Raw genomic sequence first — 23,337 nt, forward strand, 5'->3', positions numbered from 1 at the left:
CGGGTTGGGGAGGGCCCGCGTCAGTAGCCGACGGAGTTGAAGAGGAACGGGTAGGTGATGATGACCACGCCGCCCTTGGGAGCGGGGAAGGTCCAGGACTTCAGATTCGTGAGGATGCACGCCTCGACGGAGGCATTGCGCAGCGTGGAGGACTTCGTCTTCGCCGCGGCCACGCGGCCGTTGGCGCCGATGGTCCACTCCAGCACCACCTTGCCGGCCAGGCCCGGGTCCTTGAGCAGCGCGCGCTCGTAGCAGCCGTGCACTTCGTTCAGGTGGCTGTTGATGACGCGGGCCACGGCCTCACGGTCCACGGTGCCCTGGGTGGAGGCGATGCTGCGCGCGGTGGCGCGCGTGACGGTGCCGCCGACCTTCCCCTTGCCCACCGAGCCCACGCCCAGCGCGCCGATGCCGCCGCCGCCCTTGCCGCGCAACAGCTCCGCGCCCAGCGTCGCGCCGCCGCCCTTGCCGCCGCCGCCCAGGCCGAACGTGCCCAGGCCCGCGTTGGCGATGGGCGCCTTCCCGATGAGGCCCGACAGCTTGTAGTTGGAGTTCTTCACGTTCTTGCTGCCCGGCCCGCTGCCCAGCTTGTCCACGGCGGCGAGCAGGTCATTCGTGGCGGGCCCCGCGGCGGACAGCTTGGCCAGCGCCTTGAGCGCCTTGTTCTCCGCGGCCACGGGCTTGGCGGGCTGCTGCTGCACGGGCGCGGCCTTCTCCACCGGCTTGGGCGGCGCCTTCTCGGCGATCTTCTCCTTGGGCGGCGCCTTCTTCTTGATGGCCTCCAGCTTCTGCTTCGCCTCTTCCTTCTTCTTCGGCTCGGGGGCGATGAGGCGCAGCGCGACGGGCGGCAGGTTCTTCTGCGTGAAGTCCGCCGTCTCCGGCGTCGCGGGCTTGAGCACGATGAAGGCGGCCATGACCGCGGCGAACAGGACGAAGGTCGACAGCGCCAGCCACGGCAGGCCCTTGAGCGGGTTGATGAACACGCGCGCGGGCACGGGCGCGGCGTAGGCCACCAGCGACATCTGTCCCTGCGTCAGCCGGGCACCCACGCCCTCGCGCAGCGTGATGAAGCGGCGGCTGCCGTCGGACTCCAGCGCGGCGCCGGTGACGGGCGTGAAGCGGCCGTCGTTGCCGCTCTTCTCCACCTCGGTGCCCGGAGGCACGAAGAGGCGGAAGGCGCCGTTGGCCGACTCGGCCAGCGTGAAGGGGCCGGTGCTCTCCGGCAGCGTGAAGCCCCACAGCGGCATCGCGTCCGGCAGGTCCAGCGAGGCCTTCACCGGCTGCTTCTTGTCCGGCTTGAAGCGGCGCGCGTCGCGGCGGACGGTGCCCCAGTACAGCTCCAGGTAGAGCTGGGGCGCGCCCTTGCCCGGGTCCAGGCGGGGCGCGTGCGTGGGACGCGACGCGGTGACGCGCGCCTCCCGGAGCAGCGGCCCCTGCGGCTCGGGCAGCGCATCCAAGGCGACGTCCGCGAGCAGATCATCCGCCAGCAGCATGCCGGTGTTCACGGCCTGCGGCGGCTCCTGCGTCACGCGGCGGCGCACGGACGGCACGGTGCCGGCGGGCATGGGCTGGGGGGCCTGCATCGGCACGGGCTGCGGCGCGGCGGCCACGTGGGCCTGGGCATTGAAGGAAGCCTGCGGCGCGTGGGCGACGGGCGCCGGCATGGGCACCATCGCGGGCGCGGCCGACTGCTGCGGGAAGCTGGCCTGCGTCGCCGCGTGCGCGGGGTGCTGCGACGGCACGGCGCGAATCGCGGGCACGGTGGTGGCCAGCTGCTGCGCGGGCGCGGCGTTGGGGCGCAGCTGGCGCACGGGCGCGCCCTGCTGCGGCGCGGGGGCCACGGGCTGCGGCGGCGCGGGCTGCGGCGTGCCGAACAGCGCGGCGACCTCCGGCGGCGGCTGCGGCTTGGCCTCCTGCGGCTTCTGGGCGAGCACGCGCGTCTTCAGGACGAACGGGCCGCACAGCACCTCGTCCACCGAGCGAATCTCGCACGCGGTGACGCGGTGGCCGTTGACGAACAGGCCCGTGGCGGTGCCCGCGTCCTGGATGGCCGCGCGGCCATTCTGGAAGTAGAGCAACGCGTGGCGCGGCTCCACGGCCGGGTCTTCCAGCCTCAGATCCGAGGACGGGTCAGAACCGAGCGCATACGTGCCGGGGACGAAGACTTCCGTCCCAACGAGGAGTCCGTCGCGGAGGATGACGACTTGCAGGACGCTGGGCTGGCCGCTCAACGGTGACGCTCCCTTCAAGGGCTGGTGGGCGGTGCTGCCCTACTGGTCGTACACCGTCGCGAGCGTTTCGGCGCGGAAGCTGTCGCGCTCGCGGATCATCGACCGCGTCTTCAGCTCCTTGCGGTCATAGAGATAGACGGCGCCCGACTTGTTCGTCTGGCCCTGGATGAGCCGGTCGTCGAAGTCGATGCGGGACGGCCCGCGCTGCGGCGGCGCCGAGGAAGCGGTGGCGTCCGACTCGCCCGTCACCGGGTCCGTCACGGGCGCGCCCTTGGTTTCAATCTTGGGCGGAGTCTTGGAGCTGGCCTTCTTGCCAGCCTTCGCCTTCGCCGACTTCGCGGAACGGCCGCGGCCTTGGGCCCAGGCGTCGCTCGGGATGAACAGCGTACCGATGCCGAGGAGCTGGGCGACGGCCATGCAGAGGAGGAAGCGTCGCATCATCAACAGGTTAAGCGATGCGTGTATGGACCTGTCAACGCACACTCCAGGGCTGTTCGTGAGACGTGGGTCAACAGGTGTGGGGGGCACTCCACCCCATGTGGGGCGCGTTCTCCACGACAGCACTTGCTCGTTGCCGGCCGAACGGAAAGATGTCGTGCCGCTCCGTGTCTGAGGTTGGAGCCCAACCGGGCAGGCACAAGGAGAATCGTCGTGGCCTCGCGCTGGAGGTGGGAGGATGCTCCTCGCGAAAGGCACCGGGAGACGATTGACGAGCGCGGCGCGCAGAGGGGCATTGCTGGCGGTGGGCGTGGTGCTGTGGAGCGCCGCGGGCGTCGTGGGCTATCGCCTGAGCACGCGCGGCGAGCGGGCCTCCTCGCCGAACGCCGCTGCCGCCGCTGCGTCGGCCTCCTCGGGAACCGCGCCCAGGCTGGAGGCGGTAGGGCCCCGGCTCACCAGCAACGAGACCTCGCAGCCCCTGTCCATCCATGGCGCGCGGCTGGTAGCGGGGTTGCGTCTGTCACTCGGTCCACCACTGTCACGCGAATTGCCGTTGACGGTGGTGGATTCGAGCCATGCCTTCACCCGGCTGCCCTCGGACGTGACGCTGCCGGAGGACGTGCCCCAGGTGGTGGTGGAGGTGCGGCTGGTGTCGGACGGCGGGGCGCCTGTCGAGGGGAGCGCGCAGCTCACCGTCGTGAATGACCGCGCCTTCCCCGACCTGACGGGGATGGTGGCGTCGCCGGATGGGCGCACGCTGTTCATTGTCTCGCCGCCCACGGACACGGTGTACTCGCTGGATGTAGGCACGGGCCGCGTGGAGCGGCTGGCGGTGGGGGACGGGCCCTCCGCGCTGGCCACATGGAGGGACGCGCGCGGCCAGTCCTTCCTGGGCGTCGTTCACCGCTACCAGCCGGAGCTGCGGGTGTTCGCGCTGGACTCCGCGAGCGAGCCCCGGGTGCTGCCCGCGCCCCTGGGCGCCTCCGGGCTGGAGGTGGACGGCGCGAAGGGTGTGGCCTTCGTCGCGGAGCAGGTGAGGGACACGGTGCGGGCCCTGTCGCTCCAGGACGGACGCGAAATGTGGGCCGTGCCGGTGGACCCCAATCCGCGCGCGCTCGCCCGGTGGAAGGACGTGCTGGCGGTGGGCAGCCTCCAGACGGGGCAGCTGGAATTGCTGCGTCAGAAGGACGGCTCGCGGGTCTTCACGGTGGTGCCCGGGCCAGGCGTGGCCATCGTCGGAGGCAACACCGAGCGCTTCCGCGCCCAGGTGATGGGAGGCAAGGCGCCGCGCGCGCTCATCGCGAGCGAGAAGCTGGGCCGCCTCTTCATGGCGAGCCTGGGCCCCAACGTCGGGCCCAACCCGCAGCGCATGGAGGTGAGCAACAACAGCGGCGTGGCCGTCATCGACCCGGCGAGTGGCGACTATGTGAGACACCGGGGCTTCGGCGCGGGCGTGACGGAGGGGCTGGCGCTCGACGAGGCCACGGGGCTGCTCTACGCGGCGGATGTAGGCATCGGCTGGGTGCGGGTGATTGACGCCCGGGCGCTCATCTCCAACGACGACGCGGTGGCGCGCGGCGCGGTGCTTCAGAAGATTTCGCTGATGCCTCCCGAGGGCACGCCGCGCATCCGCCCGGCGGAGGACTTCTCGACGAAGGGCCGTGCGGGCGAGGAGCTGCACTCGGGGCCGCGCTCGCTGGTGCTCTCGCCCGACGGCGCCACCCTCTATGTCCTCAACCGCTTCACGCGTGAGGTGGCGGTGGTGGACGTGCGCGACGCGGGCAAGAAGCGGCCGCTGGCGGTGACGCGGCGGCTGCCGGTGGTCGAATCGCGCGCGCAGGCCAAGCGCCGGCTGGGACAGGTCCTCTACTACGCGGACCTGGGCCGCACGGGCATCACCTGCGACGGGTGTCACATCGAGGGGCACACCGGCGGCGTCTTCTATGAAAAGACGAAGCCCAACCGCATCTACCGCTCCCCCACGGTGCTGGGCAGCCGCGACACGCCGCCGTTCTTCACGCCCGCCAGCCAGCACAGCCTGGCTGAGACGGCGAGCTTCGTGGGCGCTCGCAACCGCTTCCACAACCCGGACCCGTCTCCATCCGAGGTGGAGGCGCTCACCCTCTATACGTCGCTGATGGCGACTCCACCCAACCCCTACCGGGGCGCGGACGGCGCGCCGCTGGAGACGGTGACGCTCCCGGATGGTCACGTGGGGCGGCCCGCTCGCGGGCGCGCGCTGTTCGAGGGACGCGGCGGGTGTCTGGCGTGTCATCCCGCGCCGCTCTACACGCTGGACCAGGACCCCACGACGCGCGGCCAGTACCTGGATGTGGGCACGCCCGTGGCGCTGCCGCTGCGCATCGAGCTCCAGGACCTGGTGGTGGGCGCGGCGCCGCCTTCGCTGGTGGGCACGTGGGACATGTGGCCGCTGCTCACGAGCGCCGCCGCGGGCTACGCGGTGAAGGATGGCCGGCTGGTGGTGGACACGCGCTTCCCCTTGAGGACGGTGCTGGAGACAGCCGGGCCCGCGCACGGTGATGCTCGCGCCTTCAGCGCGGAGGAGCGGGACGACGTGCTCGCCTTCCTGCTCACATTGTGAGCGCGCATCGGAACTCCGCGCGTCCGGCGTTCCGTGGCGGGGCGAAATTACGGCCCGAGGTGTGTGCAGGCGTCTGAAGAATTCGACGCGGACGCCGCTGTCACTTGCGTTGTCGTGGGGGGCTGCGGTCTACAATCCATCCGATGCGCCCCCTTCCGCGCTCCGCGTGGCCGCTGCTCCCCCTCCTGCTCCTGTCCTGCTCCGACGCGGGCCTCTATGCCATTGACGGGCGTGGGGCCAACCAAGGCGACCGCGCCAACTTCTCCGGCACCGTGTGTGTCCCGCTCGCGGGCGGCGACGCGTTTCCCACCAAGGTCCTCTTCGCGCTGCAGGGCGGCGAGGGCGTGGAGACGGAAATCGTGGGCTACGCCACGGACGGCCTGTCCACGCTCTCCAGCCGCTTCTCCGGCCCGTTCGTGAAGTTCGGCCTGGTCGCCTACCACTCGGTGGCGACCGGAATCCTCGGCGGCTTCTCCGACGCGGCGGACTTCCAGGCCGCGCTGCCGCGCTTCGCCACCTATCAAGAGTCGGGGCCCGTCAGCGTCCGCTCCTCGCTGCGGCTGGCGAAGACGCTCCTGTCCGGCGACATGCAGACGGCGTGTCGCGGCGAGGTGGCCCGCACGCGCTACATGGTGGTGGTCGTCATCCGCAGCCAGGACACCAGCTGCTTCAACCCGGCCTTCAACATCGGCCTGGACGCGGCCTGCAACGCGCTGACGGACAAGGTCGCCTGCAGCGAGTGCGAGCTCACCGCCGTCACCGGTGAAATCAAGGCGCTGGCCCAGCAGTACGGCGCGGGCGAGGTGGTGGTGCAGCCCATCTACGTCCGCGGCGCCGTGGCGGACCCCTCCACGCGCGCGCACGTCGCGGCCATTGCCCACGCGGGTGGCACCGAGCCCATTGAAACGGACGCGGTGGGCCTGTCCGCCACCCTCAGCGGGCTGAAGTACACGGCGCGCACGAACTCCCTCAAGCTCAAGCGCTTCCTCGCCTTCAACCGCAACGTCGTCGTGCGCGCCGGCCAGGTGCTCGCCGACAGCGACGGTGACGGCCTGCCCGACGTGGACGAGGACGCGCTCGGCACGGACCCGCTGCAGCTCGACTCGGACCAGGACGGCCTGATGGATGGCCTGGAGGTCCGCGTGGGGTTGGATCCGCTCGTGCCCGACGTCATCAACGGCTGCAGCATCTCCGTGGACGAGGACGGCGACCGGCTCAACACCTGCGAGGAGCGCGTGCTGGGCACCAACCCCTGCATCGGCGACACCGATGGCGACACCATCCCGGACCTCGTGGAGGCGCTGTCGCAGACCAACCCGCTGGTGCCGGAGGACCTGCTCGACTCGGACCGCGACGGGCTGACCAACGTCGCGGAGATTGAAGCCCACGGCGACCCCCTCAGCGCCGACCTCGACTTCCACCGCGAGCGCGGCTACGGCTACGACCTGGTGGAGACGGACCCCACCATCGACGGGCGCACCTGCTACGCGACGCGCGTGGAGAACATCTCCCTCGTCGCGACGCGCGAGCGGCCCCACCCGCTCATCCCGGGCGAGGTCATCCCCGCGGGCACCAACGAGGTGTACCTCTACCTCCAGGCCGGCCGGGACAATGACCCGCGCGGCGCGGGCATCGGCTCGCTGCTCATCCAGCCCATCCAGTACGACAAGGACGAGGGACGTACCCCCTCCGGCATCCTCCCCCTCGACCCCGAGGCCTTCATCCTCGGAACGTGATCCACCCATGAGTGAGGGGTCTACCCCTCGCTTGGACTGGGGAGTGCCCCCCACACTCTCCTGTCCACACCCTGATGCGCCGCGCACAAACGCCCGAAATTGTTGGAATTTGCTCCGGGCAAGGGTGCGGATCGTCTCTTGCTAATGGCCCGGGGCTGAAAGGAGTCACCATGACACTCGTTCGTCTCGCTCCCGCGCTGCTGCTCGGGGCCTTCCTCGTCGTGAATCCTGGCACCGCCCAGGCGCAGAACAACGACAACCCTGACAACCCGGAATGCCTCGGCGATAGCTGCGGCCGCCCCCAAGAGGTGGGTGGAGGTTGTGGCTGTGGTTGTGGCTCCGTGTGGGTGAACTACACGGACGACGGCGACACCCTGTCGTACACGGATGACGCGGATGGCGACGGCCGCGCGGACGACCGGGACAACTGCCCGTTCGCCTCCAACCGCGACCAGACGGACGGCGAGAGCGACGGCGTTGGCAACGTCTGCGACAACTGCCCGGGCGTCTCCAACTTCCAGCAGCGCGACGCCGACGGTGATGGCCAGGGCGACGACTGCGACGCGGACCAGGACAACGACGGCGTCGCCAACGAGGCGGACAACTGCCCGCTGATTCCGAACGCGGACCAGTCCAACCTGGACAGCGACGCGCTCGGCGACGTGTGCGACGCGGACGACGACAACGACGGCGTGGCGGACGGCGCGGACAACTGCCCGCGGCGGGCCAACCCGGACCAGGTGATGCCGGCGGATGGCAGCCAGTGCCGCGTGGACGCGGACGGCGACAACATCTCCGACAACGGCGACAACTGCCCCGGTATCGCCAACCCGGACCAGGCCGACAAGGACAACGACGGCCTGGGTGACGCGTGCGACGCGGACATCGACGACGACAGCATCCTCAACGACGCCGACAACTGCCGTGACGTGGCCAACCGCGAGCAGGCGGACGACGACCGCGACGGCCTGGGCGATGCGTGCGACCGGCTCTACTGCCTCGTGGTGGACCCCACCCAGAAGGAGAAGTGCCTGGACCCGACGACGTCCTTCGCGGTCAGCGCCGGTGGCACCATGCGCCTGGAGAAGTCGGGCGACACGCTGCGTCCGCCGCTCTTCGCCAACCGCAACGGCGCGGCCATGGAGTACCGCTGGACGGTGACGAAGCGCCCCGACGGCTCCAACGCCGTGGTGGAGAACCCCCAGGGCGCGGTGACGCTCAGCCGCAACTGGCAGTACACCTACGTGGACGGCAGCGTCCCCGCCTTCGTGCCGGACACCGAGGGCACGTACGAGCTGACCGTGGAGGCCCGCCTGGCCTTCGCCGACCGCGTCTTCCCGGACAGCCGCGTCGCCACCTCCACCCTCGTGCTGACGGTGGGCCAGGGTGATGACGAAGGCTCCAACTGCAGCTCCGTGCCCGCGGGCTTCAGCGCCACGGCCCTTGGCGCCGCGCTGCTGGGCGTGCTGATGCGCCGTCGTCGCCGCGAGCAGTAAATCCCGCTGTCTGTCGCCAGGAGGTCGTTCCCCATATGCGCCGCCTTCTTCGTTTCCCGCTGTTCGCGGCGGGCCTCCTGGCCACGGGACTGTTGTCCTGTACCGACTCGATGCTGGAGCCTCGGGCGGAGCAGCAGTCCCACATCGATGACCGGGTGATGCTCCAGGGGCGCGTCTGCACGCGCCCGCCCAACCCCGCCGGCTTCCCCGTGAAGGTGGTGGTGGTCATCGACGAGTCGGGCAGCATGTGCATCTCCGACCCGCCCGGCGCGCAGCTGGACAGCGGCTTCTGTCAGCAGGCCGAGGTGCAGGCCATCATCCCGCCCGGCGTCACCGAGCCCGCGCGCGTGCGCGCCCTCAAGCGCCTGGTCGGGCAGTTCCGGCAGATCAACGCGGCGGGCGGCAACGTGCAGGTGTCCGTCGCCCCCTTCGAGACGAACGTGCGCAACGTCTGGCCTCCCGCCACGACGGGTGACCGCTTCGCCCGGCCGGACACCAACATCGACACCTATATCGATGGACTGCAGAGCCAGCTGGGCAAGGGCACCGACTACCAGGGCGCCCTGTCGTACGCCTACAGCCTCATTGCCAGCGACATCAACGCCGTCGCGCTGTCCAACCCGGAAGTGCTGCCGCGCACCCGCTACGTCGTCGTCTTCCTCACCGACGGCACGCCGTACCCGCGCTGCTCCGCCACCGACAACCTCAGCGTCTACGCCAGCCCGGACAGCCCGGACCTGACGTGGGCGGACTCCCTCATCGGGTTCTGCAACGCCACCAATACGACGGACCAGATTGACGGCTTCGAGATTGGAACGGACCGCAACCAGAACTACCAGCTCTTCAGCTACGTGCGCCGGCTGATGGAGCTGAAGGACCAGTACAACGTGGGCGACGTGCGCATGCACACGGTGCTGCTGTTCAACCAGGAGGCCGTGCGCGCCTGCGGCACCATCTGCGAGCAGATCTACGGCGTCTACCCGGGCGTGGCGCCGGCCGAGTACCCGGCCGCGGCGAAGAAGATCGCCGCCTGGCTGCTGACGCGCTTCGCGGAGATGGGCAACGGCGTGTACCAGGAGTTCAACGACACCGCCGAAATCTCCAACCTGGGCCTGGGCGCGCTGGACTACTCGTCCTTTGCCTCGCGCAACGTGATGAAGACGCTGATGGTGGAGCCGCTCAGCTCCGGGCCGGGGCTGGAGTCGCGGGTGATAGACAGCGACGGCGACGGCGTGCCGGACGACGTGGACAACTCCTTCACGCTGAAGACCAACCCGTTCAACGCCGACAGCGACCGGGACTGCCTGAGCGACGGCTTCGAGCTGCGCCGCGAGGACCAGGGCTTCAAGGCGGCCAATGATTTGGACGCGCGCGGGTGTGACCCGGACTCTCCGCTGACGCCGCGCTGCACGTGCCGCGACACGGATGGAGACGGCCTGTCGCAGTTCGCGGAAGGGTACCTGCGCACGCGAGAGACGATTGTCGACAGCGATGGTGACGGCGTCCCCGACAGCATCGAGGCGCGCTGGGGGCTGAACCCGATGGAGCCCAGCGTGGCGGGCCTGGACACGGACGGCGACGGCCTGCCGGACGAGGTGGAGCTGCGCGCGGGCACGGACCCCACGCGTCGGGACAGGGCCTTCTTCGAGAAGAACGGCTTCCAGTACGAGACGCGCATCGCGGAGGTCCTGCCCAACGGCAGCATCTGCTACGACTACACCGTCACCAACCTCCAGATGGTGACGACGCCGGACCGCGTGGGGGCGAAGCAGGGCTTCAACCTCTTCAAGCTGTGGTTCGCGGAGGCGCCCGAGAGCGGCGTGGCCACCGACTACGGCGTGTGGCGCTCGGCCTGCGCCTGGTCCCAGTACTCGCCCCCGGGCGTGCGCGTGCCGGTGGGCCCGGAGCTGACGCTGACGAACGACAACTTCTTGGTGCCCACGGAGCTGGGCAACCCCTGGGAGAACCAGGGGCGCTGCGTGGGCGCGACGCCCGCCGGCCAGCAGGGAGGATTCACCCCGTGAGTGTGGCTGGACGTCTCCTGGCGGGCCTGCTCGTCGCCCTCGTGCTGGTGGTGGCCTGCTCCGATTCGTATCTGTATGACCCGCGCCGGGACGTGGAAGTCCCCGTGGACCGGGCCATCTCGATGCAGGGCCGCTTCTGCACGGTGGGCTCCAACGAGGTGGTGCGCCCCATCAAGCTCATCATCGCCATGGACGCCTCGCAGTCCATGCGCGTGAGCGACCCGGACGGCACGCGCGCCACCGCGCTGGTGGACCTCATCCAGAACCTGCCCAGGGACCCGGAGGTCTACCTGGCGGTGGTGGTCTTCGCCGGCAGCACCACGGCGTTCCTCACCCAGGCGCCGGGCAACCCTCCGCAGGACGGCTTCGTGCAGGTGTCCAGCATGGACGACGCCCGGATGCGCCAGCTCACCGAGCAGCTGCTCACCTTCCGCAACCCGGACAACTCCCCGAACCGGGACTCGACGGACTTCGTCAAGCCGCTGTCGGACATCTACTCGCTCATCAACACGGACATCGCGCGCAGCCGGCTGGAGCCGGGCGGGCAGCAGGCGCTGGCGCAGGCGCGCTACTCGCTCGTGTTCCTGTCGGACGGCCGTCCCACCACGGACCAGGACGACGAGCTGCTCCAGGGTGACGCGGTGGTGCGCATCCGTCAGCTCCGGGACCTGGTGGAGGACGTGCGCGTCAACACCGTGCACGTCTTCAACCCCACGCAGCCGGTGTCGTCGGTGTGCGACTTGTCGGGCGACGGTGGCTGCCCGCTGCTCATCATCAACCAGAACGCGGACCGGCTGGAGAAGATGGCCGCGCTGGGCGGCGGCAACTTCCGGGACTTCCGCAACAACGAGCCCATCAACTTCCTGGACTTCTCCTTCGGGCAGGTGCGCCGCACGTTCATCGTGAAGGAGGTCATCGCGACCAACTTCTCCGCGCCGCCGGGCAGCCCGCTGGACGAGGCGGACACGGACGGGGACGGCCTGTCGGACGCGCGCGAGGCCGTGGTGGGGACGAACCCCAACCTGATGGACACCGACGGTGACGGCTTCAGCGACGGCGTGGAGGTCTACTTCCGCGACCGCGGCGTGGACTTCGACCCCACGCAGGTGGCGGACCCGGACGGTGGCGGCCTGGACAAGGGCTGTCCTCCGGCGCTGCGCGCGACGGACAACGACTGTGACGGGCTCCTGGACTGCGACGAGCAGTTCATCGGCACCAACGCGACGCTGGCGGACAGCGACCGCGACGGCGTGCCGGACGGCATCGAATGGCGCGGCGGCACGCAGGGCGCGAGCAACGACCTGGACGAGGACCCGGACAACGACGGGCTGACGAGCCGCCAGGAGCTGCGCCTGCACACCCGCCCGCTGGAGGTGGACACCGCCAATCTGGCGGCGGAGGGCTACCGGTACGCCTTCGAGGCGGACGGGCCTCCGGATGAGCTGGGCCGGCAGTGCTACACGCTGCGCGTGGACAACGTGCTCCTGGCGCCCACCGTGGCCGCCGCGGACGACGCGGGTGTCGTCACGCGCGGCGCGGGCTTCAACAACGTGGCGTTGTCCGTGGCGATGGTGCCCGCGGATGACCCGACCGCGCGCACCCAGGTGCGCACCTTCCGCGTGGACTCCGTGCGCTACCCGGTGGGCGGCATCAAGTCGCCCGCCGACGGCATCATCCGCGTAGCCCCCGAGGACTTCGTCGACGGCTGCCCCGGCCGCGCCGACGTCTCGCTTCCGACGCCGTGAGAATCGACGCTCCCATGAAGACCCAAGTCCGACTGTTGTCGCTCGCGCTGCTCGCCCTCGCCGCCTGCTCCTCCGGGGGCGATGACAAGGAGGACGCGGGCACGCCCCAGGTGCAGGACCTCTGCAACAGCCGGGAAGAGGCGCTGTCGCTGGCCGAGTGCGAGCTGAAGCCCGGTGAGCCGCTGGAGCGCCTGCTCGTGAAGGAAGGCACGGCGCGCGAGGGCGACCAGGACTGGTACCGCATCGTCCTGCCCGCCAACACCAGCGCGCGCACGCTGCTCAACCTGAACGGCGTCTACGTGGCCTCCAGCACCCCGGTGCAGCTGTCCATCAGCGTGCTGGGGCCGCTGCCTGACGGGACGGAGGGCTCGCTGGCGAAGAAGGACGACAAGCACGGCCAGGGCGCGCCGAAGCCGGTGGACATGGTGGTGCCGCTGCGCGAGGACCTGAAGGGCAAGACGCTGCTGGTGCTGGTGCAGGACGCGCCGGACGTCGTCTCCCAGCCCAAGTTCGACGCGCGCAACCCCTACCGGTTGACGCTGCAAATCACCGAGAACCCGGACACGCACGAGCCCAACGACGCCCTCGCCGCCGCCACGCCGCTGCCGCTGGCACCGCAGGGCGCGGGTGTGCAGGTGGGCACGATTGCCGGCTTCCTGGCCACGGACAACGACGTGGACCGCTACACCTTCGACCTGCCTGCGGGGAAGGTGGCGTACGTGAGCGTGACGGCGCCGGACCAGGGCTTCGTGCCGAACTGGCGGCTGTCGTACCAGCTCTTGCGCCCTGGCTTCCTCGTGAAGGAGGAGAAGGAGTCCGAAGGCCAGGTGCCGCCGCAGGTGCGCCCGGGCGTGCTGGCGACGGCGCGCAAGGTGAAGGCGGATCAGGTGGGCAAGTGGATGCTGGTGGTGCGCGGCTACCGCGGCATCAGCGACCGGGACACGGCGCAGGGTGATGTGCGCCAGAACTACGACGTGGAGGTCCGCGTGCTGGACGAGGCGGACGCGCAGGACCAGACGCCGCCCGGCAACGACAAGGTGGCGGACGCGGTGCAGCGAGGCCTGGCCACCCCGTCGCCTGCGTCGTCCACGTCCTTCACGGGGCGCATCGGCTACTTCGGGGACCAGGACTGGTACGGCGTGCAGCTGCCGGCATCTAACGTGCCCACGCGGCTGCGCTACCGCATGGTGCCGCTGGCCACCGGGGGCCGCTTCCCCGCGCTGCCGGACACGCCGGACCGCCAGGTGCTGGTGTTCACCCTGGTGACCAAGGGGGCGAACCTGGAGGAGTGGCGGACCTCGTGCACCAATGACTCGGCGGCGTGTCCCAAGGGCTACGGAGAGAATCCGGACATCGTCGCGCTGGTGCAGGGCTACTGCCAGCGCCAGGATTTGCCGGCGCCCATGTGTCTGCACTCGCTGCGCGAGGAGACGGCGAACAACCCGCGCTTCACCAACCTGAGCAACTTCGAGGGGGTCATCCCCGTGCCGCCGCACGCGGGCATCGTGACGTACTACATCAACGTCCAGGACGACGGCACCAACTGGGCGGATGACAAGGACTACCGGCTGGACGTGACGTGGGAGGCGGAGGACGCGGACGAGGTCAGCCGCTACGGCGGGACGGCGACGGAGTCGCCGGTGTCCAAGTCCCTGGCCTCCACCACGGCCTTCCCCGCGCCGCCGGACACGGCGGAGTTCACCGCCACCGGCCGGCTGTCGCATGGTTACGGACGGCTGCGCAACGGCGATGACCGCATCAACGGCCGGGGCGTGCGCGGCCCCATGGACTACGACGCGGTGCCGTCCGACGTGGACTCCTTCATGTTCCAACTCCCCTCCGTGCCGCCGCCGGAAGACCGCGCGTGGCTGGTGCAGTGGGAGGTGGCGAAGCAGCAGGACGGTGGCTCGGTGCACGGCCTCGCGCTGGATTTGACCTTCTGTGACGGCGACGCCCTGGCGGGCGCGGACGGAGGCACGGTGCCGGACAGCGGCATGGGCGAGGGCTGCGTGGCGGTGAGGACGGGCAGCCGCAACCAGGGGCTGACGCTGGGCTACCGCTCGGACGCGCTGCGCGCCTGGCACACGCCGGCGAATGCTCCGCTGAGCAGCTTCCAGCCGCTGTTCACACTGGAGGAGCGCTCCGACTCCACCGTCGTCACCCTGGCCCCGTATGCGTGCGGCTGCCTGGAGCGGCGCTTCATCCGCGGCGGGAAGATGCGCGTGGATGTGTCGGCGGCCGAGCGCACTTCCTACGAGCAGGTGGAGTACACGCTGCGCACCGGCTACGGCGACTATCCCCAGTCGTACACGCGGGATGGCGGCGTGACGACGCAGTGCCCGGGGCTGGATGACGCGGGCACGCCGGATGGTGGTGTGGCTCCGCTGAGCGGGGGTTGTGCCTTCACCCGCCAGCCCTGAGTCGAAGGAGCAGGGTGGCCCGCTTCAAGCGCGGCCACCGGGTTCGGCTTTGGGTGGTGCGTGCGGGGAGACCCGGCTTGCAAGGGGCCGTCACCCGCTGGCTGGCTGGATGTGTGTGATTGCCCGCGAGCGGGCGGGCGAACGAATGACACCCACCTGGGTGGGGTGGCGGGTGGTGCCCGTCACCCTCCACCCGAGCAAGCCTCAGGGCGCCGGAGGCGCGATACCCAGTCCGTTGAGGGCGATGACCTTTTCGGGGAGGTTCGCCGCGTTGGACCTGATGGTGATGTTGCCCTGGTACGCTTGGGCCTCGCGCGGCCTGAAGGTCACCTGGATGAAGAAGCGCTTCAATGCGGGGACCTGCATGGGCTCATTGGCCGGATGCTCGGCCCCCTCCTGGGAGACCTTCATCGTGAACACGGACGGAGCGTTGAGGACGATGTCGGTGACTTCCAGCGTATCCTCGCCCATGTTCGTCACCATGACCGAGTTGAAGCCACTGGTCCCGACGAAGGTGCCGGAGTTGAACTCGCGGTCGAAAGACATCTCGTCGCGGTCCGAGATGAGCTGCGGGGCCTTGGGAAGTGGTTCGGCGCTCTCACCGCAGGCCGCGAGTGAGAAGAAGAGAATGGGGAGCCACGGGGTGTGCAGTCGCATGGACGTTCACTCCTCGCTAGAGGGTCGAAGATGATGAATGTTGTAACAGTGTTCTGTCGTAAGGCCCAGAGCGCCGGTGCATTCCTGCTCATGTTGTCGTTGGTGGGCTGTGGCGACACGCGCGATGACTTCATTGGCCCCCGTGTGAAGGATGCGTGTGATGAGACGTGGCCCGTGTGTGGCAGCGTCGCGGGCTGCATCCTCGGAGCGGAAGGCTATGCGGAGGGTCGCTTCCCTGGCCGCAGCAAGTTCATCGTCCAGGTGCCGGAGGCGTCTCACGTCAAGGTGAGCTTCTTCGTGGACGAAGTCACCGCCGCGGGTGAGGAGACGGTGGTCATCTTCCACGAGGAGGGGTGCCGGGCCCGCACGCGACTGGCGGCGGATGGGCGAGCGGTGCTCGACTCGATGGAGAAGTTCAGCGTCTTCACGAAGGAGGCGGACGTCACCGGCGTGGGCGACCACCTCATCGAGTTCGAGTCCGACATGCAGGGACGCTACGCCGTGAAGGTCGACGTGACGCCCCTGCGCAATCGCTAACCGCCGGAGGCGACGCCTTGCTTCAACGCACGAACAAGGTGGTTCGCCACCCGAAAGCTGTTGGCGGCGATGGTGAGCGTGGAGGGCACGCTGCCGCCGGTGGGCATGAAGCTGCCGTCCACGACATAGAGGTTGGGCACCTCGTGCGCGCGGCAATTCCTGTCCAGCACGGACGTGGCCGCGTCGTCGCCGAAGCGGCAGGTGCCGTGCTGGAGGATGGTCGTCTCCCCGGAGGTGGTGGTGCGCTTGAGCTCGTCCGGCTCCAGGCGCAGGAGGACCTCCTCACCGCGGTCCACGAGGAAGCGCGTGGCGACCAGGTCCGTGGGGTGGCGCTCCACGGTGATGGCGGCCACGGGGATGCCGTACTTGTCCTTCACCGCGCTCTCCACGCCCACGTAGCTGCCGGGCGTGGGGAGGAACTCCCCGTAGACCTCGAAGAGGAGGATGCGCGAGTCCCGGTAGGCCCGCATCCGGTCCTTCAGCTCCTTGCCGAAGACGGCGGAGGCGCCGCTGCCGGCCAGCCCCGTCGCCGCATGGATGGGATTGGGGTGGGCCCACATGAAGCCCAGCGTGCCGCCCTTGCGGAAGCCGAAGCGCTCGTCGGGCATCAGGTAGAAGTCCTGGATGCTGCGGTTGACGAAGGGGCCCGGCTCCTTGAGCCACGGGCGCTTCTCGGCCTGCTTCGACAGGCGGAACGTCGCCTGCGACTCGCCGAAGGAGCTGAAGATGAGGTTCTTCCCCACCAGCCCGCTGCCGTTGGCCAGGCCGCGAGCGAAGCGGCTGGATGTGGAGTTGAGCAACAGCCGCGCGCTCTCCACCGCCGTGCACGCCACGACGATGACCTTCGCGGGCTGCTCCTGCGTGACGCCGTCCGCGTCCACGTAGATGACGCTGCGCGCGCGTCCCTTCTTGTCCACCTCCACGGTGCGCGCCATGCAGCCCGGCCGCACCTGCACGTTGCCGGTGGCCACGGCGGCGGGGATGAGGCTTGCGTTCGTGCCGCTCTTGGCGCCCATCTCACAGCCGTAGCTGCCGCACAGCGCGCAGTACGCGCACGGTGCCCGGCCCTTGTAGGGACGGCTGATGATGCCGCGCGCGGTGGGCAGCGGGTGCCAGCCCATCGCCTTGCACGCGGTGTCGATTTCCCCCGCCACCGGGTGCACGTCCAGGGGCGGCAGCGGGTAGGGCGCGCTTCGCGGCTCGGCGAAGGGGTGGGCCACGGCCTGGCCGGACACGCCCAGCTCCTGCTCGGCCTTGTCGTAGAAGGGGGCCAGGTCCTCATAGGAAATGGGCCAGTCCGCAATCGTGCTGCCGGCCACCGCGCCCAGCGTGCTGCGCAGCCGGAAGTCCACCGGCTTGAGGCGGTAGAAGAAGCCGCTCATGTGCACGGTGCCGCCGCCCACGCAGTTGGCGGTCCACGCCGCGGAGCTGCGCTCGTACTTGCCCTTCTCGCCCTTGCGCAAGAGGTGCGGCTCCTCCCAGGGCAGCGGCATGAAGAAGTTGCGGCGGCTGTTGAGGATTTCGTCGTGGACGAAGTCCTGGGGGCGGTAGTGGGGGCCCTTCTCCAGCACGACGACCTTGAAGCCCGCGCGGCCCAGCTCCAGCGCCATGGGTGCGCCGCCCGCGCCGCTGCCGATGATGCAGATGTCGACCTCGGGCAGGCTCACTTGTGAACCCCGCACTCGCGCAGGCACTTCGGTCCGTCGTAGCCCTCGGGCGGCGCCATGGCGATGGTGCCCACGGCATCGAACCCCATCAGCCGCCAGCCCACCTTGCCCTTGTTTCCGCCGTAGGACGGGTCGCCCAGGAAGCCCTCCAACGTCAGTACGGTGAGCAGCTCCAGGAAGTGCGCCTCGCCGCTCCGGGGCGGGCTGTCCTTGAAGAGCGTGAGCAATTCGTCCTGCTGTGCGGGGGTGATGGCGGAGAAGCTCTTCTGGAACATGCGCTGCGCGCGGCGCTCCAGCGCGGCGAGACCCTCCAGGAAGTCGTCGCGCATGGGCTTCATCTCCGGTGTCTGGAGGATGCGGTCGATGTAGACAGGCACGCCCGCGTCGAGCGCGCCGGGGTCCTCGTCGCGCGGGAGGATGCGCTCGGTGGCGGCGGTGACGACGGCCAGCTCGAACGAGGAGAAGGTGCGGGTCTGCTGCCCGCCGGGCGCGGTGCCCAGCGGGCCGGGGTCCGCGGCCGGCTTGGGGGCTTCCTCGGAGGAGCGCTTGCAGGCCAGCGGCCCGAGCAGCACGACGCCTCCGCCCAGGAAGGTCAGCCGCCGGATGAAGGAGCGCCGCGACAGGCGCTGACGAGGGGAACGCGCACGGGGCATAGGTGCGCGAGCGTAACCCAGCGCGAGGCGCTTCGCCGTGTCGGGATGCACGGGCTCGCCTGCTTCCTCGGACGTGGTGGTGACGTAGGATGAAACGACGATGTGCAGGGCCGACAACGCAAGGAGATAGAAGATGAGACGGCATGTCTGGGCACTGGGATTGGCGCTGGCATTGGGATGCGGGAAGGATTCCAATCCGGACAATCCGGACGCGGGTAGCCCGGATGGCGGGCCGGGACCCACGGATTCGAGCTTCACGCGCTTGGAGGTGGACGCGGACCCGAGCGAGTTCAACCCCATCTCCAACATCGCCATGGCCATCGGTCCCGAGGACCGCATCGGCATGGCGTACTACGTGAACAACGGGACGATGACGGGCAGCGTGGTGAACTACGACCTGCGCTACCGCGAGTTCAACGCGGGCGTGCTCGGGCCGGCGGAGAAGATCATCACCGTGCAGCGTGTGTACGGCGTGTCGATTGCCTTCGGTCCGGATGGACAGCCGGCGGTGTCGTACCTGGGCGGCGGCAGCGATGACTCCACGTTCTGGCTCCAGAGCGACCTGGCGGTGGCCTACCGTTCGTCGGCCGGCACGTGGACGCCGCGCGTGGTCGCCACGCGCTCCAACGCGGCGCCCATCAGCAACCCGCTGAGCGACGTGGGCTTCCTCACCGGGCTCAACCCGTCCATGGTCTTCTCGGGCGGTCAGGCGCTCGTCGCGTATCGCGACGGACACAACGGCAACTTCGGTCGTCAGGACTGGGAGTCGGCGGACCTGGAGCTGGCGAGCGGCGGGCCCACGAGCTGGACGTTCCGCATGCTGGCCTCGTCGGGCGACACGAAGGCGGGCTACGGCGGCCACATCGGCCTCATCATGGCGGGCGCGCAGCCGGCCGTGGTGCATGACCTGGTGAAGGAGGCCGCGCAGGCGACGGGCGGAGGCATCATCTTCCAGCGGCGCAACGCGGATGGCGCGGCCTGGACGGCGCCGATACAGGTGGCCACCCCGGAGAGCGTGGGCAACACGCAGCTGGGGCCTTCCCTGGCGTACGACTCGGTGGCGGGCTTCGGCATCGCCGTGCAGAACCGCGGCTCCTCGCGAGGCGACGTGTTGCAGTACTACGACTGCCCGAGCCCCAGCGCGACGAGCTGCGCGACGGCGGGCGAGTGGTCGACGCCGGACCCGGTGTTCGGCCGGGGCACGGGCGGCTGGTATCCGTCGCTCGCGTTCGACCCGACGCACCACGAGCCGCACATCGCCCACTACGTCTGCTCGTCGGAGACGGGCCGCAACGACACCAGCTGCAACCCCAACGAGGACCAGCTCGTCATCAGCGCGCGCATCGCCGGCAACTGGCGTGAGACGGTGGTGGACACCAACGGCGCCTGGTCGCCGAAGCTGGGCTTCCTCTCCACGGGCAAGCGCGTGGTGCTGTACCGCATCCCGGTGGCGGCGCTCACCAAGAAGGGCGTCCTGACGCTCGCGGTGGAGCAATGAGAAATGCGGTCCGCGCCCTGGCGGCGCTGACACTGGCGGGCTTCGCCTCCGGCGCCGGCATGGTGGCGTGCAGCCGTCCGGACAACTCGCTGTCCGGCAGCGTGTCGGAGCTCTTCCCGCTGGAGGTGTCGCGCGTGGAGATTCTCCGCAACGCGGAGGCGCTCCAGGTGAGCTACTTCCGCAACAATGATTTGGACGTGGACCTCGTGGTGCGGCTCACCGTGTCCACGGAAGGGCTGGAGCTGCGGCCGGGCGCGAAAATCAACCTGGCGGGCAACACGCCCTCCGGGCTGGCGCGCGCCACGGTGGTGCACCTCAACGCGGGCGAGCCGTCGCGCGTCTTCGCGCCGGTGGAGAAGGGGGACTTGCAGCTGGAGTCCGGAGGCAACCCCGGCGAGCAGACGCGCGGGGACTTCTCCATGTCCTTCAAGAAGGGTGATGGGTACGGCGCCGGTCGCAGCCTGGAGGGGACGTTCTCCTCCGAGGCGCTGGACGCGGGCTTCGGCCCGGAAGAGGGTGAGCCGCTCGACGGGAGTGTCGTCGTCCCGTAGCGCGGGTGTCCCGCGGGCCCATGGTGACGCCTGGAGCTTCGGGCGTCACCACGGGCTGCCCGCGCCGGACTTGGAGCTTGGGGCTACGGCGTGGTGCAGGTGTTGAGCGCCAGCCCCTGCGACACGGTGGCCTGGGCCACGGCGTGCCGGGCGAGCGCCGTCGAGCCGCCTTCCTCGTAGACGCGTCGCGCGAGCGCCATGGCCTCCGCGCCGTGGACCGTCAGCGTGTGGCCCGCCGCGTCCGTCACCGCCACCGTGCCGTCCAGCGCGCCTTCCGCGTGGACGAGCAGCGCGCCCGCGTCGTCGCGCACGGCCATGCCATTCTCCAGCGGCTCGAAGTAGCGGATGAGGGGCTCCTGTCCCTCGCGCTCCAGCTCCAGCTTCATGACGCCGCTCTCCGCGTCGCGCGACATGCGCAGCACGTCCGTGGGGCTCAGCCGGACGACGCGCGTGTCACCGTCGGCGCCGTCCACGCTCGACACGGGGTTGTTGCCGCTCCAGAACTCGATGCTGTTGATGATGAGCGCGTCGATGAGCGCGCCAATCGAATAGACGGGGACGATGACGAGCACGAGGAACATCAGCCACTGCACGAACTTCTCGCCGGAGATGTTCTTGTTGAACTGCCAGATTTTCTGCGTGAGCTTGAAGCTGCCGAAGCACCCGGTCGTGTGCATGGAGATGAAACCGGCGCACAGCACGGCGAGCCACGGAGACGGACGCTTCATCATGAACCCTCCTTGGGGGGATGGATGGACGGCGGAGGCGGCCCCACCATGCCACGTCGGGTTTTCGCGGCGGCACTCCGTTCTTCTCCCCGTCCGATGCTCACCACTCCCCAGACCCCACGGTGCGAGGATGCGCGGGTGATTCCCGTCCACTTCTTCACCCGAGCCTGGGGGCTGTGTCTCCTGTCCCGACTCGCGCTCGCCGCCCCGCCGCCCGATGCCGGTCCCCCTGTCGCCGCGCCACCCGCCGCGCTGACCTGTCTCGCGAAGTGGTATCCGGCGCTGACGCCGGTGCGCCTCGACACGGGCTGGGGCTTTACGCTGCCGGACGGCCGCGCCTTCCCGTTCGACGACGGGCAGCAGAAGTCGTTCTCACGAAAGCTGGAGGCCCCGGACCTGGAGGACACCCTCTCCATCGCCTACCGCACCGGGCCCATTGCTCCCGTGACTCGCGAGGATGAGGACCCCGGGCGCATCCGCTTCGAGCCGCTGTTCGAGGCCACCTACGGCGCCTCGAAGGAGAAGGTGGACGTGGTGCCGCTGGTGTTCCTCGGCCAGCGGCTCAAGGTGCACCGCAAGGTGGCGCCTGCCTTCGAGCGCGTCGCCGCGCGACTGGAGGCGCTGGTGGCGAAGGACGCCTCGCTCGCGCCCTTCCTCCAGGGGGTCGGAGGAACCTTCGCCTGGCGCAACATCGCGCACACGACGCGGCGGAGCGCGCACTCCTACGGCGTGTCCATCGACCTCAACACCGCGCGCTCGCACTACTGGGAATGGCAGCGTCCCCGGACGCCGGTGCGCTGGCGCAACGCCGTGCCCCAGGCGCTGGTGGACGCCTTCGAGGCGGAGGGTTTCATCTGGGGCGGGCGCTGGTACCACTACGACACGATGCACTTCGAGTACCGGCCGGAGCTGCTCGACGCCGCGTGCGCTCCGGCGCGGTGATGCTCAGTCGCCCTCGCTCTGCACGAGGCCGTACTTGTGCAGCAACGAGTACAGGTGCTTGCGGTCCAGCTCGGCCTCACGCGCGGCGCGGGCGATGTTGCCCTTGGCGCGGCCGAGCAGTCGCGTGAGGTACTCCCGCTCGAAGGCGCGGATGAGCTCGTCCTTGCAGACCTTGAAGGGCCCGGTGAACTCGGCGGGGAGGAAGTCACCGGCGGGGGCGGGGGGCTCGCGGGTGAACTCGCGCAGCAGCGTGTCCCCAGCCAGCTCCGGGATATCCACCATGTGCCGGGCGCGCTCCAGCGCGTTGCGCAGCTCGCGCACGTTGCCCGGCCAGGTGTGCCCGTTGAACTGCTCGCGAATCTTCTCCGGCAGCCGCAGCCAGAGGCCCTCGCCGGCGAACGCGTCCACCAGGAGGGGGATGTCCTCCTTGCGGTCTCGCAGGGGCGGCAGGTTGACGGTGAAGACGGAGAGGCGGAAGTAGAGGTCCTCGCGGAAGCGGCCCGCCTGCGTCTCCGACCAGAGGTCCTTCTTGCTGGCGACGACGATGCGCGCATCGAAGGTGATGGGCGTGGACGCGCCGAGCCTCCGGAACTCGCGGTCTTCAATCGCTCGCAGGAGCTTGGGCTGGAGGTCCAGCGCCAGGTCGTCGATTTCGTCCAGGAAGAGCGTGCCCCCGTTGGCGCGCTCCAGACAGCCGATGCGCTGGCTGACGGCGCCGGTGAAGGCGCCCTTCTCGTGGCCGAACAGCTCGCTCTCGATGAGGGAGTCGGAGACGCTGGCGCAGTCGAAGACGACGAGCGGCCCGGGCGCGCGCGGGCTCAACTTGTGGATGGCCTTGGCGGCGGCGCCCTTGCCGGAGCCCGTCTCGCCCACGAGCAGCAGCGTGGAGTCGGTGGGGGCGATGCGCTGGAGCAGCGCGAAGATCTGCCGCATCGGCAGGCTGCGGCCCACCAGGTCTCCAAGCCGGTCCTCCAGCGTGGGCTCCACCTGGACGGGGGCGAGCTGGGGGCTGAAGCGCAGGCGCACGTCGCCCACTTCGAGCAGCGCGCCGGGGCGCAGGTACGCCTCGCGCACCTGGGCGCCGTCCAGGAAGGTGCCGTTGGTGGAGCCCAGGTCCTGGACGAGGAAGCGGTCGCCCTGGCGACGGACCACCAGGTGGTTGCGGCTCACCGTGGGGTGGTCGATGACGACGTCGTTGTCGGGCGCCTTGCCCACGCGAAGCGCTTCGGTGGCGAGCGGGAAGACGGTACCGGCGCGCTCGGTGTCCAGCAGGACGAGGTGGAATTGTTGCGCGGAAAGTCGCTCACCCTGTGCCCGCGCGTTGATGACCGTGTGCGAGGGGATGGGGGCTGGGGGAAGAGGGGGCATGACCGGGCAGGGATTGTAGACGGCTTCTCGTCGCGAGGTGACTTCCT

At 69.9% G+C, this 23,337-nt stretch carries 17 protein-coding genes; 10 read left to right on the top strand and 7 right to left on the bottom strand.

Annotation, left to right across the window (positions count from 1 at the left end):
- Positions 1–20: 20 nt before the first annotated feature.
- Both LZ199_RS08620 and LZ199_RS08625 read right to left on the bottom strand, forming a co-directional pair.
- Positions 21–2,228 carry an AgmX/PglI C-terminal domain-containing protein gene (locus LZ199_RS08620; protein WP_253993167.1) on the bottom strand — a complete coding sequence of 736 codons (2,208 nt, stop codon included), beginning with the start codon at positions 2,226–2,228 and terminating at the stop codon, positions 21–23.
- 39 nt (positions 2,229–2,267) lie between these two features.
- Positions 2,268–2,669, bottom strand: coding sequence for a hypothetical protein (locus LZ199_RS08625; protein ID WP_240356447.1), 402 nt, complete (start codon positions 2,667–2,669; stop codon positions 2,268–2,270).
- A gap of 235 nt (positions 2,670–2,904) precedes the next feature.
- On the opposite strand from LZ199_RS08625, the gene LZ199_RS08630 reads away from it, so the two are divergent.
- The 6 genes from LZ199_RS08630 to LZ199_RS08655 all read left to right on the top strand — a co-directional run bounded on the left by LZ199_RS08630 (position 2,905) and on the right by LZ199_RS08655 (position 14,689).
- A complete protein-coding gene (locus tag LZ199_RS08630) occupies positions 2,905–5,268 on the top strand; it encodes an MtsA protein (protein WP_253993168.1) in 2,364 nt (787 codons plus the stop codon).
- A 143-nt stretch (positions 5,269–5,411) separates the two neighbouring features.
- Positions 5,412–7,004: a thrombospondin type 3 repeat-containing protein gene (locus tag LZ199_RS08635; RefSeq protein WP_253993169.1), complete on the top strand. Its 1,593-nt coding sequence runs from the start codon at positions 5,412–5,414 to the stop codon at positions 7,002–7,004.
- A gap of 170 nt (positions 7,005–7,174) precedes the next feature.
- Positions 7,175–8,500 carry a cell-cell cohesion MYXO-CTERM protein MtsC gene (mtsC, locus tag LZ199_RS08640; RefSeq protein ID WP_253993170.1) on the top strand — a complete coding sequence of 442 codons (1,326 nt, stop codon included), beginning with the start codon at positions 7,175–7,177 and terminating at the stop codon, positions 8,498–8,500.
- 35 nt (positions 8,501–8,535) lie between these two features.
- Positions 8,536–10,524, top strand: a complete 1,989-nt coding sequence (mtsD, locus tag LZ199_RS08645) for a cell-cell cohesion protein MtsD (protein WP_253993171.1) — start codon at positions 8,536–8,538, stop codon at positions 10,522–10,524.
- Entirely contained in the window at positions 10,521–12,269 is a 1,749-nt protein-coding gene (locus LZ199_RS08650) for a vWA domain-containing protein (protein WP_253993172.1), read from the top strand. The genes mtsD and LZ199_RS08650 overlap by 4 nt, the downstream gene beginning before the upstream one ends.
- A 14-nt stretch (positions 12,270–12,283) precedes the next feature.
- Positions 12,284–14,689, top strand: coding sequence for a hypothetical protein (locus tag LZ199_RS08655; protein ID WP_253993173.1), 2,406 nt, complete (start codon positions 12,284–12,286; stop codon positions 14,687–14,689).
- 204 nt (positions 14,690–14,893) lie between these two features.
- Here LZ199_RS08655 and LZ199_RS08660 read toward each other — a convergent pair whose 3' ends face one another.
- A complete protein-coding gene (locus tag LZ199_RS08660) occupies positions 14,894–15,346 on the bottom strand; it encodes a hypothetical protein (RefSeq protein WP_253993174.1) in 453 nt (150 codons plus the stop codon).
- Between the two features lie 90 nt (positions 15,347–15,436).
- Between LZ199_RS08660 and LZ199_RS08665 the strand changes: the two genes are divergently transcribed.
- A complete protein-coding gene (locus LZ199_RS08665; RefSeq protein WP_253993175.1) occupies positions 15,437–15,883 on the top strand; it encodes a hypothetical protein in 447 nt (148 codons plus the stop codon).
- Here LZ199_RS08665 and LZ199_RS08670 read toward each other — a convergent pair.
- On the bottom strand, positions 15,880–17,550 hold the full coding sequence (locus LZ199_RS08670) for a GMC family oxidoreductase (protein WP_253993176.1): 1,671 nt from the start codon (positions 17,548–17,550) through the stop codon (positions 15,880–15,882). The genes LZ199_RS08665 and LZ199_RS08670 overlap by 4 nt on opposite strands.
- Positions 17,547–18,203 (bottom strand): gluconate 2-dehydrogenase subunit 3 family protein, encoded by a 657-nt coding sequence (locus LZ199_RS08675; protein ID WP_253993177.1) that lies wholly within the window; start codon positions 18,201–18,203, stop codon positions 17,547–17,549. Before LZ199_RS08675 ends, LZ199_RS08670 begins: the two co-directional genes overlap by 4 nt.
- 133 nt (positions 18,204–18,336) lie before the next feature.
- On the opposite strand from LZ199_RS08675, the gene LZ199_RS08680 reads away from it, so the two are divergent.
- Complete coding sequence (locus tag LZ199_RS08680) at positions 18,337–19,701, top strand: hypothetical protein (RefSeq protein ID WP_253993178.1); 1,365 nt, start codon at positions 18,337–18,339, stop codon at positions 19,699–19,701.
- Positions 19,698–20,252 carry a hypothetical protein gene (locus tag LZ199_RS08685; RefSeq protein WP_163866497.1) on the top strand — a complete coding sequence of 185 codons (555 nt, stop codon included), beginning with the start codon at positions 19,698–19,700 and terminating at the stop codon, positions 20,250–20,252. The genes LZ199_RS08680 and LZ199_RS08685 overlap by 4 nt, the downstream gene beginning before the upstream one ends.
- Before the next feature lie 83 nt (positions 20,253–20,335).
- Here the strand turns inward: LZ199_RS08685 and LZ199_RS08690 are convergent, their stop codons facing one another.
- A complete protein-coding gene (locus tag LZ199_RS08690) occupies positions 20,336–20,980 on the bottom strand; it encodes a DUF3332 domain-containing protein (protein ID WP_253993401.1) in 645 nt (214 codons plus the stop codon).
- 138 nt (positions 20,981–21,118) lie between these two features.
- Here LZ199_RS08690 and LZ199_RS08695 point away from each other — a divergent pair, with 138 nt between their 5' ends.
- Complete coding sequence (locus LZ199_RS08695) at positions 21,119–21,922, top strand: M15 family metallopeptidase (protein ID WP_253993179.1); 804 nt, start codon at positions 21,119–21,121, stop codon at positions 21,920–21,922.
- Positions 21,923–21,925: 3 nt separating this feature from the next.
- On the opposite strand, the gene LZ199_RS08700 is transcribed toward LZ199_RS08695, so the two are convergent.
- On the bottom strand, positions 21,926–23,290 hold the full coding sequence (locus tag LZ199_RS08700; protein WP_163866498.1) for a sigma 54-interacting transcriptional regulator: 1,365 nt from the start codon (positions 23,288–23,290) through the stop codon (positions 21,926–21,928).
- Between the last annotated feature and the right edge of the window lie 47 nt (positions 23,291–23,337).

It is taken from the genome of Myxococcus qinghaiensis, assembly GCF_024198215.1.
GTDB lineage: Bacteria > Myxococcota > Myxococcia > Myxococcales > Myxococcaceae > Myxococcus > Myxococcus qinghaiensis.

Coding starts and splice junctions, on each gene's coding strand:
- LZ199_RS08625 (WP_240356447.1), bottom strand. CDS start 2,669: ATGATGCGACGCTTCCTCCTCTGCATGGCCGTCGCCCAGCTCCTCGGC.
- LZ199_RS08630 (WP_253993168.1), top strand. CDS start 2,905: ATGCTCCTCGCGAAAGGCACCGGGAGACGATTGACGAGCGCGGCGCGC.
- LZ199_RS08635 (WP_253993169.1), top strand. CDS start 5,412: ATGCGCCCCCTTCCGCGCTCCGCGTGGCCGCTGCTCCCCCTCCTGCTC.
- mtsC (WP_253993170.1), top strand. CDS start 7,175: ATGACACTCGTTCGTCTCGCTCCCGCGCTGCTGCTCGGGGCCTTCCTC.
- mtsD (WP_253993171.1), top strand. CDS start 8,536: ATGCGCCGCCTTCTTCGTTTCCCGCTGTTCGCGGCGGGCCTCCTGGCC.
- LZ199_RS08655 (WP_253993173.1), top strand. CDS start 12,284: ATGAAGACCCAAGTCCGACTGTTGTCGCTCGCGCTGCTCGCCCTCGCC.
- LZ199_RS08660 (WP_253993174.1), bottom strand. CDS start 15,346: ATGCGACTGCACACCCCGTGGCTCCCCATTCTCTTCTTCTCACTCGCG.
- LZ199_RS08665 (WP_253993175.1), top strand. CDS start 15,437: ATGTTGTCGTTGGTGGGCTGTGGCGACACGCGCGATGACTTCATTGGC.
- LZ199_RS08675 (WP_253993177.1), bottom strand. CDS start 18,203: ATGCCCCGTGCGCGTTCCCCTCGTCAGCGCCTGTCGCGGCGCTCCTTC.
- LZ199_RS08680 (WP_253993178.1), top strand. CDS start 18,337: ATGAGACGGCATGTCTGGGCACTGGGATTGGCGCTGGCATTGGGATGC.
- LZ199_RS08685 (WP_163866497.1), top strand. CDS start 19,698: ATGAGAAATGCGGTCCGCGCCCTGGCGGCGCTGACACTGGCGGGCTTC.
- LZ199_RS08690 (WP_253993401.1), bottom strand. CDS start 20,980: ATGAAGCGTCCGTCTCCGTGGCTCGCCGTGCTGTGCGCCGGTTTCATC.
- LZ199_RS08700 (WP_163866498.1), bottom strand. CDS start 23,290: ATGCCCCCTCTTCCCCCAGCCCCCATCCCCTCGCACACGGTCATCAAC.